The organism is Parasphingorhabdus sp. (genome assembly GCF_965233695.1).
Classification (GTDB): Bacteria; Pseudomonadota; Alphaproteobacteria; order Sphingomonadales; family Sphingomonadaceae; genus Parasphingorhabdus.
The window spans coordinates 1,649,320-1,661,553 of record NZ_OZ247497.1 but is presented as its reverse complement, the minus strand read 5'-3'; the positions used below and the strand labels follow the sequence as shown (position 1 = coordinate 1,661,553).

Annotated in this window: 8 protein-coding genes; 2 read left to right on the top strand and 6 right to left on the bottom strand. The window is 53.6% G+C overall.

All coding sequences use genetic code 11. From position 1 onward, the window contains the following. Positions 1 to 40: 40 nt before the first annotated feature. Both ACO6S1_RS07895 and ACO6S1_RS07890 read right to left on the bottom strand, forming a co-directional pair. A complete protein-coding gene (locus ACO6S1_RS07895; RefSeq protein WP_422345767.1) occupies positions 41 to 1,447 on the bottom strand; it encodes a sugar porter family MFS transporter in 1,407 nt (468 codons plus the stop codon). Between the two features lie 85 nt (positions 1,448 to 1,532). After that, entirely contained in the window at positions 1,533 to 2,576 is a 1,044-nt protein-coding gene (locus tag ACO6S1_RS07890) for a LacI family DNA-binding transcriptional regulator (protein WP_422345766.1), read from the bottom strand. A gap of 187 nt (positions 2,577 to 2,763) precedes the next feature. Here ACO6S1_RS07890 and ACO6S1_RS07885 point away from each other — a divergent pair, with 187 nt between their 5' ends. Together ACO6S1_RS07885 and ACO6S1_RS07880 are read left to right on the top strand one after the other, a co-directional pair. Beyond that, a complete protein-coding gene (locus tag ACO6S1_RS07885; RefSeq protein ID WP_422345765.1) occupies positions 2,764 to 4,038 on the top strand; it encodes an HD-GYP domain-containing protein in 1,275 nt (424 codons plus the stop codon). 318 nt (positions 4,039 to 4,356) lie between these two features. Further along, a complete protein-coding gene (locus ACO6S1_RS07880; RefSeq protein WP_422345764.1) occupies positions 4,357 to 6,510 on the top strand; it encodes an FAD-dependent oxidoreductase in 2,154 nt (717 codons plus the stop codon). 262 nt (positions 6,511 to 6,772) lie between these two features. Here ACO6S1_RS07880 and ACO6S1_RS07875 read toward each other — a convergent pair whose 3' ends face one another. The 4 genes from ACO6S1_RS07875 to ACO6S1_RS07860 all read right to left on the bottom strand — a co-directional run bounded on the left by ACO6S1_RS07875 (position 6,773) and on the right by ACO6S1_RS07860 (position 12,137). After that, entirely contained in the window at positions 6,773 to 7,378 is a 606-nt protein-coding gene (locus tag ACO6S1_RS07875; RefSeq protein ID WP_422345763.1) for a CDP-alcohol phosphatidyltransferase family protein, read from the bottom strand. 12 nt (positions 7,379 to 7,390) lie between these two features. After that, complete coding sequence (locus tag ACO6S1_RS07870; protein ID WP_422345762.1) at positions 7,391 to 8,659, bottom strand: NupC/NupG family nucleoside CNT transporter; 1,269 nt, start codon at positions 8,657 to 8,659, stop codon at positions 7,391 to 7,393. An 84-nt stretch (positions 8,660 to 8,743) separates the two neighbouring features. Continuing rightward, complete coding sequence (locus ACO6S1_RS07865) at positions 8,744 to 9,535, bottom strand: SDR family oxidoreductase (protein ID WP_422345761.1); 792 nt, start codon at positions 9,533 to 9,535, stop codon at positions 8,744 to 8,746. A gap of 163 nt (positions 9,536 to 9,698) precedes the next feature. Continuing rightward, on the bottom strand, positions 9,699 to 12,137 hold the full coding sequence (locus ACO6S1_RS07860) for a TonB-dependent receptor (protein ID WP_422345760.1): 2,439 nt from the start codon (positions 12,135 to 12,137) through the stop codon (positions 9,699 to 9,701). Positions 12,138 to 12,234: the final 97 nt, after the last annotated feature.

The following is a 12,234-nucleotide window of genomic DNA, read 5'->3' as shown; positions in this document are numbered from 1 at the left end:
GGCCGGCGCATAGGCCGCAGCTTCCGCAATTTCGAATGGATCAGCCTTCCATCTCTTCCAGTTCCTTGCCGCGGGTCTCCTTGACCATCTTGTAAACAAAGAAGACCGAGATTGCCGCGCAAAGTGCATAGAAGCCGTAAGCACCCGCCAAACCGATGCTGACCAGCATGATGGGAAACGCCATGGTAATGCCAAAGTTGGACATCCATTGCGCCAGGCCGCTGACCGCCAGACCAGATCCGCGGATCTGGTTCGGGAACATCTCACCCAGCATGACCCACATGACCGGGCCCCAGCTGAAGTTGAACAAGGCCGCATAGGCATTGGCGCTGATCAGCGCGATCGTCCCGGCATTGTCAGACAAAACCAACTGGCCATCGACAATAGACCCGCTGGAAAAGGCTACCGCCATGATGCCTAGCGTCACTGCCATCCCGGCAGAACCAATGATCAGCAGGGGCTTGCGACCGATCTTGTCAATCAGGGCAATGGCCGCGAGACAGGCAATGATCGACAAGGATCCGCTCAAGATGTTGATCAACAGCGCATCATTTTCGCTGAAACCAACCGCCTGCCAAAGCACCGCGCCATAATAGAAGACGATATTGATCCCGACCAGTTGCTGGAAAGTCGCAAGGCCGATACCAACCCACACAATCGTCCGAACCTTGCCGGTTGTCTTGTCCATCAGGTCGGAGAATTTCGGCGCATGATCATCGGCCAGAGAGGCTCTGATTTCTTTGACTTTTGAAGCAGCTGCTGCGCCGCCGAACAACCGCGTGAGCACGCCCTCTGCCTGCGCATCACGGCCTTTAACGACCAGAAAGCGAGGGCTTTCGGGAATTACCAACAGCGCCAGCAGGAAAATCGTTGCCGGGATCATTTCAATCCAGAACATCCAGCGCCATGCTTCATAACCAAGCCAGAATATATTTGTCGACGCACCGGCAGCAGCCGCAAGCAAGTAGTTCGAAAGAAAGGCAGCCGTCAGACCGATAATGATCATGATCTGCTGAATACTCGACAAGCGGCCTCGCATTGATGCAGGCGTGACTTCACTGACATAGGCAGGCGCAGTGACACTCGCCGCACCTACGGCCAGACCGCCAAGGATACGGTAGACGACAAATTCAATCGATGATCCAGCAATACCGGACCCGAAGGCACTGATAAGAAAGAATATCGCCGCAACCAGCAAAAGATTTCGCCGCCCGAACATGTCGGACAACTTGCCTGCTGCAAAGGCACCGACCGCACAGCCGAGCAACATGGATGCGACATTGAAACCCGTACCGACACTATCGGAGTTGAACGCCGCCCTCAGGCCATCGACAGTGCCGTTAATTACCCCGCTGTCATAGCCAAACAAAAATCCGCCGATTGTCGCAATCGACACGATCAGCGCGATGAACCCCATATTTGTCTGTTCATTTTCATGCGTCTGCATGGATTAATCCTCCCCTTCCCTAAAAATAGACAACGTTGACTTTTGTAATTGCACGTTGCCGCTTGATGTATTTGCGTTCTAAAATCTATCCTGAAACTTCGGCTTTGGCGGGTCCGGCAGACTCGCGTATAACCAGATTATAGTCGAGAAATATCGGTTTGGACTGTTCGTTCGACTGGAATGTTTGATCGGTCAAAAGGCCTACGGCTTCCGAAACCAACTCGGCAATCGGCTGGTTCACCGTTGTCAGTTGTGGGCTTATCACTGCGGCGACCTGCGTATTGTCAAAACCGACAACCGAAAGGTCGTTGGGCACGTGAATGTTCCGGCGATAGGCGGCCGCAATGACGGCCGCTGCCATATCATCATTGCTCGCAAACACGGCGCTCGGTGGATTAGGCAGATCCAGCAGCTTTTCAGCGCTCACCAGACCCGAGGCCCACGAAAATTCTCCCGGTTCAACCAGCTCGGGGGCGATTTCGAGACCGGCATCCTGCATCGCCTTGGAATAGCCAGCATAGCGCTTGGCCGACACACTATGGTCAGGATGGCCCTTGATAAAGCCGATACGTTTATGTCCCAATGACAATAGGTGCTGGGTCATTTCCTCCGCAGCGCTCTCATCGTCAATATTGATCGAAGCCTGCGTCGCTGGCGGATTGCGCGGCGCGATCAGGACGTAGCGAATCTTTTTTTCCTCCAGCATTTTGATCAGGTCGGGATCGTCGCAAAGCGGCGGCGTTACGACAACACCCACTGGCGACGTATTGTCGATCATCGCCTCGATCTCGGCCAGTCCGTCTTCACATTCCTCCATGATCAGGTGCATGCCGGTTTTGTGGCACCGCTGCAGCGCGCCAAGATGAACGCTTTCAATATAGCTGCGGCTGGGATTTTGGACGAGGAGGGCGATAATCTGGGGGCCGCCGACACGCAAGCTGCGCGCCGCTACGTTGAGTTTATAGTTCAACCGCTCCGCCGCGCTCATCACCAGTTGCCGGGTTTCCTCCCGGACATTGCTTTCGCCGTTGAGCACGCGCGACACGGTTTTGAAGGAAACGCCTGCATCCTTCGCGACATCAATCATGGTTGCGCGCTGATGCGGCCGCTCGGTCGTACTATTCTCCAATCCTCATCCCTTTCGACGCACGCCGTCTATCTTCACGATCTTGCTGAGAAACAGACTGGCACAAGAATCAGGTTTTGACAAGGTTGTCATTGGGTGCATCACAAGAGCCTTAGATAACCGCCATTAAGTAGCTATCGCTAAGGCCGTAAACATAGACTCTAATCGTTTCTCTGCAGGGCAATGGCATATGCTTCACAGGATAAGGACAAGCCAGTTGGAGCTTGGGATGTTTGTGCATTCCCTGGAATGTTCCTGGCTCGACCATCCTTTTTGGCGTTCGCGCTTTCTTTTGACAGATCCAGACCAATTGGAAACCATCTTGTCCAGCGACGTCGATTGGGTGGAAATCGACGATCGCAAAGGTAAAGGCCCGCCTAAACCGGAACCCGCCCGGCCCAGCGCTCAAGTCAAGAACCCCTCCATTGTGTCAGCATCGCCCAATGCCACGGTCATGCAACCTATTCTGCGTCCGGTAGAAAGGCGCGAAATCAAGCGCTTGTCCCCGCGCGAACGGGCCGCCGAAGTTCGCAGGGCATCATCAGCGATTAACCGGTCGCGCACTGAGGTTATGAACCTTTTCGCAGATGCGCGGCTCGGCAACAGCGTGAAGTCGGACAAAATGGCGCCACTGGTTGAACGGATATCCAGTTCGGTGAACATTGATCCATCGATCATTCTCAACATAGCAAGGCTCAAGACCAAGGATGAATATACCTATCTTCACTCGGTTGCGGTTTGTGCCCTGATGATCAACCTGGGGCGCAAGTTGCGTCTGCCAGAAAGCCAGATTCACGATATCGGCATGGCTGGTCTTTTGCATGATGTCGGCAAGACATCGATCCCGGACGAAATCCTGTTGAAACCCGGTAAGCTTGAGGAAGCGGAATGGACCACCGTCCGTAATCATCCTCAGCGTGGCTACGATATGTTGTCCGCTTCCGAAGGTGTCAGCGAAATTGCTCTGGAAGTCTGTCTTCGACATCATGAAAAGATGGACGGCACCGGTTATCCGGGAAAGTTGGCTGCAGAGGATTTGAGTGTTTTTACCCGCATGTCCTCAATCTGCGATGTCTATGATGCGATCACCTCGCAGCGACCTTATAATGTTCCTTTGTCCGCCTCGCGAGCGCTTGCCAAAATGCAGTCCTGGTCGGGACATTTTGATCAACTGATCTTGCGCGACTTTGTCGATAGCCTTGGCATTTTACCGGTTGGCACACTGGTGCGGCTCGACCGAAACGAACTGGCAATTGTTATCGGCGAGTCACCCTCTGATTTTTCTGCGCCAATCGTCCGCAGCTTCCATTCGCTCGACAAGGATGCCGCTATAGAACATCAAGATATCGACACTGGTCGTCCAAAGTCGCGTAATCTGGTGGCGGTTGAGAACCCCGAAGATATGGGCTTTTCAGACTGGTCCACCGCAGCATCCAATCTATTGGCAAAACCCGCCGCTATGTGATTTTAAAACAGCACATTCCCATAACGACCACCGCTTCCCTGTTGCTGAGCGCATGCCATAAAAAGGCGGTCAGGACGGCTTTTGACGCCGTCGGTATCGGCATGTGTGCCTGGGCTTATACCAATACTTTCCCGCTCTATAACAGCAATACAAAGGAATGGTTGCCCGGCATGCTTGACGCCAGGGGTTTGAAAGACAACTAGTTTTTCGGATGAACAAACCGGAATAGCCCCATCGACGGCGGCCCTGTAACCGGTTATGCCTTACCCGCGAATTATGGAAAATTCATTCTGTTCAGGGGTCTAAGGGAAAACCGGCATGGCGAAAAAATTACTGTTACTGGCCGTTATCGTGGCGGCGATTTTTGCTTTTTTTCACTATGATTTGGGTTCGCAGCTCACGCTTGAAAACCTGAAGGCGCAGCAGGATGCGATAGACGCGCAGTATCGGGCCAATCCGCTGCTTATCATTGGCGGATTTTTCCTGATCTATGTCGCGGTCACCGCCCTGTCCATTCCCGGTGCCGCGGTAATGACACTGGCCGCCGGCGCTCTATTTGGCGTTGTAGTCGGCACGATCGTTGTATCCTTTGCCTCCACCATTGGCGCGACAATTGCCTTCCTCACGTCCCGCTATTTGCTGGGTGACTGGGTCGAGAATAAATTTGGCCAGCGGCTTAAAAATATCAACGAAGGTATCAAGCGTGACGGCGTCTTTTATCTGATTTCGATCAGACTGGTTCCGGCCTTTCCGTTTTTTGTCGTCAACCTGCTGATGGGCCTTACCAAAATGCAGGTGTGGAAATATTTCATCGCCAGTCAGATTGGCATGTTTGCCGGCACCATCGTTTATGTGAACGCGGGCACACAGCTGTCGCAAGTCGACTCGGTTGGCGGGGTCTTCTCCCTCTCGGTCATCGGTTCCTTTGTCCTGCTGGCCATATTCCCATGGATCGCCAAAGGGATTATCGGCTTTTTCAAGAACCGCAAAATCTACAAGGGCTGGACCAGACCGAAGAAATTTGACCGGAATTTGATCGTTATCGGTGCGGGTTCCGGCGGGCTGGTATCCTCGCTGATCGCGGCCACGATCAATGCCAAGGTCACACTTATCGAGTCTGGCAAGATGGGCGGCGACTGCCTCAACTATGGCTGTGTCCCATCAAAGGCCCTCATCAAAAGCGCCAAAATTGCCGAGCAAATGCAGCATGCCGATCGCTATGGCCTGACCGCCACCAAGCCGGTCATTAATTTCAAAAATGTGATCGCCCGGGTCGAAGATATTATCAAAACCATCGAGCCGCATGACAGTGTCGAACGGTTTGAAGGCCTCGGCGTGGATGTGGTGCAAGGCTATGCCCGGCTGACCGATCCCTGGACCGTCGAGATTGAACGCAATGACGGTGGCACCCAGACATTGACCGGCAAGGCGATTGTCCTGGCCACTGGTGCGCGCCCATTCGTTCCGCCTCTGCCCGGCTTGGCAGACACGGGCTATCTGACCAGCGACACGCTCTGGGAAGAAATGGCGAAGCGCGAGACTGTTCCTGAAAAAATGGTCGTGCTTGGCGGAGGCCCGATTGGTTGTGAATTGTCGCAGTCCTTTGCGCGTCTCGGCAGCAATGTCACCCTGATCGAAATGGCCGACCGGGTCATGGGGATCGAGGACGAGGATGTGTCAGAGATCGCGTCCAAAGCGCTGACCGATTCCGGCGTTACCTTGTTATGCAACCATAAAGCGCTGCGTACCGAGATGCAGAACGGCACCAAAATGATCATTGTCGAGAATGACGGCGGCGAACAGGCCCTGCCCTTTAATGACTTGCTCATCGCTGTTGGTCGCGCGGCACGGCTCGAGGGCTTTGGCCTTGAAAAACTCGGCGTTGAAACCGACAGGACGCTGGTGACCAATGACCATCTCCAGGCCACTTTCCCGCATATTTATGCCGCAGGCGATGTCGCTGGTCCCTATCAGCTAACCCACAACGCCTCACATCAAGCATGGTTCGCGACAGTCAATGCCCTGTTCGGCCGATTCAAGAAGTTCAAGCCGAGCTATGAATTCCTGCCTTGGACGACTTTTCTCGATCCTGAAATCGCCCATGTCGGCCTCAACGAACAGCAGGCCATCAAGGAAGGCGTGGAATATGAAGTCACCAAATATCATCTCGATGATCTCGACCGCGCCATTGCCGAAAGCGCGACCGAAGGCTTTGTCAAAGTGCTGACCCCGCCGGGCAAGGACCGGATATTGGGCGTCACCATTGTTGGTCAAAATGCCGGGGAATTGCTCACCGAATATGTGCTGGCGATGAAGCACGGCCTGGGCCTCGGCAAAATTCTCGGCACAATCCACACCTATCCGACCATGGCGGAAGCCAATAAATTTGCCGCCGGCGAATGGCGCAAGAAGCACAAGCCGGAATGGGCGCTGAAATGGCTGGAACGCTATTTCAATTGGGCGCGTAGTTAGTTTGGAGCGCCACGAAGTTGACAATCTTGACATAGTCCATTTGGGGTATTCAAAAGGGACCGCAATGGGGCGAAGTTGACAACATGAACACAGTCCTTTTAGGATTTTTAACGGCTCATAATAATTTCAAAGTTCACACAAGTCACAGTGAATCGCGCCCAGAAAACAGCCGATTATGAATATTCAAAAATGAGAAAGAGCCAGTCTCAAATTATCACAACTTGGGCTCTGTAGGAAAGCATATAAGCCTCTGCTGCCGCAGCTAGTTGCGAAAGCTCAGCCACGCCAAAACCGTCCGCTGCAATACGGTCACCACACATAATCCGGCGAAAATATAAGCCAGCGTCGCAAAATGCATCGGCAACAGGCACATGATCAGGAAGAAGGCGATGGTCTCACCGCCTTCCGCAATACCGGTGCTGTAAAAGAAGCTTTTCTCGCCATGAGCAGTGGTTTCGGCGCCTTGCTCCCCAGCGGTGACGGCAAAGGCGAGAAAGCTGATGCCGGTAATTGTGAAGGCTGTGACCAGCATCAAGGCCGGGAGCAAATTGGCGGGGTTCGCGATCCCGAATGCCAGCGGGATAGATACATAGAAGATGAAATCGCAGACGATATCGAGATAGCCGCCAAAGGCGGTTTTTTGTGTCGCCCGCGCAACGGCGCCATCGAGACCGTCCAATATCCGGCCAAGCACAACGAGCGCCAGAGCCCAGCCATAATGTTCCTGAGAAACGGCATAGGCCCCGCCCAAGCCAAAACCGAGACCGAGCAGCGTGATACTATTGGCGGTGAAACCAATGCGCGCCAGCCCGCGGCCAACCGCATTGAGCGGCGGATCGATCAGCGGCCTGATCTTGGCGTCAAACATATCGGCAAGATCCTAAACCCATGTGATAATCCCGATCACCGCGCCCGTCATCGCAGTCGCGCAATTGCCGGCAAACCAGCTTTTCATGCCCAGTCCTGCGACTTCCGCACGGCGCTCTGGACACAGCGTTCCAATGGTGGAAATAATCAAACCAACGCTGGCAAGGTTAGCGACCCCGCATAGCGCATAGGTCACAATCAGCTGCCCCTTGGCACTGAACGTGTCCGCGGGCAGTGCCGCCAGTTCCAGATAAGCGACATATTCATTGAGAATGGCTTTTGTCCCCATCAGCGATCCTGCCGCTGCGGACTCTTCCCACGGCACACCGATCATCCACATCAGCGGCGCGAATATCCAGCCGAATATCCGTTTCAAAGTCAGTGCTTCGCCGGACACGAATGGCAGAACCGAGAGCATCTGGTCTATCAGAGCGACAAAGGCAAAGATCACAATGATCACCGCGATGACCGCCAGGAAGAGCTGCACGCCGTCAATCGTACCCTTGATGATCGCATCAAAGCTATTCTCATATTTGAGACCGGGTTCCTCACGGTTCACCTTGGTATCCGACAATCCCGGCACCATCAGCCGTGCGAGCAGGATGGCTGCGGGCAAGGATATCAAAGAGGCCGAGATCATATGGCCCACCGCATTGGGGACGGTCTTTGCCAGCGTCGTCGCATAAAGCACCAGTATCGCGCCGGATATGGTGGACATGGCCAGCACCATGATCGCGAATAGTTCTGCTCTGCTCATTTTTTCAAAATAGGCGCGGACGACCAACGGGGATTCGACGACACCGAGGAAGATGTTCGCACCGCCGCTCAGTCCCACCACGCCGCTGACGCCCAAGGTTTTTTGTAAGGCCCAGGACAGGCCTTTGACGATGATCTGCAACACGCGCCAATGCCAAAGCAGCGCCGCCAGAGCCGAGAAAACAATGACGAGCGGCAATATCTGGAATGCAATGATCAGCGGCGGGGCAGCACCTTCTTTCAAGACAAAGGGCAATTCCGCACCGCCTGCATAGCCGAACATATAGCTGGAACCGGCAAGTGTCGCCTGCTCGATCGCCTGTACGCCCTGATTGGCGAGGCCGATAATGTCCCAGATAAAGGGAATACGAACAATCGACACCGCGAGGATGAACTGGACCGCAATGGCGCCAGCTATCCAGCGCCAGCTTGGCCGGTCCTTGCGGTTTTCAGACATGGCCCAGGCGATGGTCAGGATGAAGACTATGCCAATCAGGCCCTGAAACTGGCTTAATATTTCAAGCAATGTCGATCTTCCCCGTGCCGATGCATTAATGCACCTTCATGGCGGAAAATTATCATAGCGCCAACCGGCTTTTAGCGAACCCTGTTAGGAAGCGGCGGCGATAGCTCCCATCATCAGTTCCTGATCCTTGCGGGTCGGATTGCCGCGCAGACACAGGCCGCCATTGACCTGCAAATTCTCGCCGGTCATGAAACATTCGTCGCTGGCGAGGAAAACGGCGGCGGCCGCAATATCTTCGCTGGTGCCGATACGGCCGAGCGGGTAGCGCGCTTCGAACGATTCAACCAAGCCGGGCACCTGATCAACGCCAGCCGTCATCGGCGTGCGGGTAAGGCCTGGCGAGATGCTGTTTGCTCTAATACCCCGATCACCAAATTCATGTGCGATGCACCGGATGATATGATCGGTTGCCGCCTTGGTTCCCATATAGGCCGCGTGGTCATTGAGCATGATCGTGGCTGTGGCCGAGCTGATCTGAATGATCGAACCGCCATCTTTCATCGCCTTGATCATTGCCTGATAAAATTGGAACGGGCCAACCAATTGCAAGGCTGACATCATTTCCAGCTCTTCCTTGGTATTGTCCAGAAACGGTTTCAGAAAACCAAGCCCGGTAGCATTGATTGCAATGTCCACACCGCCCATTTTGCTGGTCGCGGATTCAGCCAGAGCGTTGATGTCCTCTTCTTTCGTCAAATCACAGAGCGCATAATGACCGCCCAGTTCTTCAGCGAAGCGTTTTAGCTCGTCTTCCTTGCGCCCGGCGACGAGGACATCCGCGCCTTCATCCCGTAACCGCTTAGCGATGACCTGCCCCATATTGCCCGCGCCAGCCGCGCCCAGCACAACCGCTTTCTTACCTTCAAGACGTCCCATGTTTTGCTCCTCAACCTATATGAATCTATATGGAGTCTTATTAACCGGACACCGACGGCTCGCCACTCTCAATATGGCTATTCCCCTCTGAATCAGCCGCGCAAAGAAAAGGCCGGGAACAGCCCCCACTGTCCCGGCCTCTTGTGATCAACGGGAGGGTTGATCAGAACTTGAAGCTGGCTTCCACAAAGACCTGACGGCCACGGTTTTGCGTGACAACAAGGTCATCACCCACACCGGGCTCCAGGAACGGACGACCGCCGCTGGTATTGATCCAGATTTCATCGGTCAGGTTCACGCCCACCAGAGACAATTTCCATGCGCCATCAGGATCTCTGACCGAAATGGAACCATCAATAGAAACATAGCTGTCCTGTTTGAGATCGGTCAGCGAATCCTCATTGGTGAAATAGGATCCACTATATTGAATGTTACCATTCAGCCCGAATTCGAACGCGTCGCTCATCGGGATAGACCAATCAAATGCGGCGTTGGCAGCAAATTTTGGAGCACGTGCCGCTGTCCGGCCATTAATATCTTCGCCCGAGGTGGTTACAAACGGCGCAGTAAATTCGGCATCCGTATAGGCCAGGGAACCTGAAAGATTCAAGCCGTCGACCGGCGTCCGCCATGCCCATTCCACATCAACGCCTTGGCTGGTCAGCTGACTGGCATTGAAGGTCTGGAACTGAATGGTCGTCGCATCGAAATTCTGGACCTGCAGATCGTCAAACACATAGTAGAATACCGATGTGTTCAACGTGATGCTGCGATCGGCAAATTGCGCCTTAACGCCAACCTCACCGCCAAGACCGGTTTCTGAGTCATAGATCAGAGCACCGAAATCACCGCTGACTGCTGCCGCGCTCAGAGAGCTTGATGGCAAGGCGCTATTGTCGATACCACCCGATTTGAAACCGGTTTTAAAGGCCGCATAGATATTGATATCATCGGTAGCCTGGTATTTCAGCGAAACTTCTGGCGAGAAGTTGCTATCGCTAAACTTGATCGGTCCTGAGAAAAAGCCACTGTCGATAAACGCAGGCCCCGCAGCGAGAAACGCATGCACATAAGGAACAGAAATCGTGTTCACTTTCTGCTCGTCGGTCCAACGCACACCACCGGAGAGCTCAAGCTGATCCGTGAGGTCCAAAGTCACACTACCAAAGAAAGACAAAGCTTCTGTCTTGGTATTATGCTTTTTGAACCAGTCAAATGTGTTGCCGGTCACTGGGTCGGGTGCCACGAAACCGATATTCACACCAAGCTGCGATGTATCAAAATCAATTTCGCGGCTTTCATAAAATGCGCCAACCATGAAATTGAACATCCCGTCAAAATCGCTCGAGACTCGCAATTCCTGCGTAAACTGCTCTGTCCGGTTGCGCGGATCACTACACCCTACGCCAGCCGGGACATTGCCAAATTGGCCAACATAGCCATAGCAATCGGTGTCAACCGCATCGAGGTTCAGATAGCCCGAAACAGATGACAGTGTGAGAGAGTCGTTGAGATCAAGATCCCATTTCAACCGGCCAAAGAAAATGTCGGTCTCACCATAGGGGATACCATTTTCAAACCGGCCATCACCTGCCGATCCGTCAGGAACACCGGAGACCAAAGCCTGTGCACCATCTGTATGGTGATAAAGGCCATCAGTATCATTACAATCTGCATTGGACGGGATCACCACTCCGCCGCCAAGCAGGAAAACGGAATCAGCAACGCCATTGGGGCCGCAGTTAATATCTGAATGAGCGATACCGCCATCATTCTCGTTCTTGATATAGTTCAGCTTCAGGTTCGCTCTGAAGTTATCAAACGGGTCCCACTGAAAAGTCACCCGGCTTACAAAATTTTGAAGACCACGGCTGGTCCGAACGGAACCATTGGGATTGAACGCTGCAGTGCCCGGAGCAAGATCAACATAATCCTCGATATTGTTGAATTGCGCAGCCACACGAATACCCAGCGCATCCGAAATCGGGCCGGAAATATAGCCGCTTATAGTCGTTCCGTTTTCCTCAAATTCCTGGGACGCTTTAACACCTGCTTCCCACTCCGGTGTCGGATTGGCTGACCGGACAGCAAAAACGCCAGCCGAGGCACTTTTACCAAAGAACAATGATTGCGGGCCTTTGAGCACATCGATTTGCTCAACATCAAAAAATCCCGCCTGCACCAATCGCATGGTGCTGATCTGAACACCGTCAAAGTCAAATGCGACGGCTGAGTCAAATGAAGCGGAAATATTGGATGAACCCACACCGCGCAAACTGATCTGGCCACCGGAACCGGAGCCACCGACCTGCACATTCAGCGCAGGAACGCGGCTTACCACGTCAGCAATTTCATTGACCTGAAAATTTTCAAGCGTATCGCCGCCAATGGCCGTCACCGTCACCGGTACTTCCTGCAATGTCTCTGTCTGTTTACGAGCAATAACCGTAATGACGTTGCTGTCGTCTTCCTCAGCAGCATCTTGCGCGTACGCTGGCGCCGCGACGCCAGCCAGGGCCAGACTCGCTGCCGAACCCATCAGCAGTCCCCGCACCGATTTGCTGGCAAAAATAGTTCTATCGCGTTGTGAATGTGTAGTCATTGCTCTCTCCCATAAAGTCCCGGTCTACGACCCGGGCCCCATCCAAAATAACTGGCGGTTTTTCCCGCTTTAATTATGGGTTCATCTTAAGCAGGAG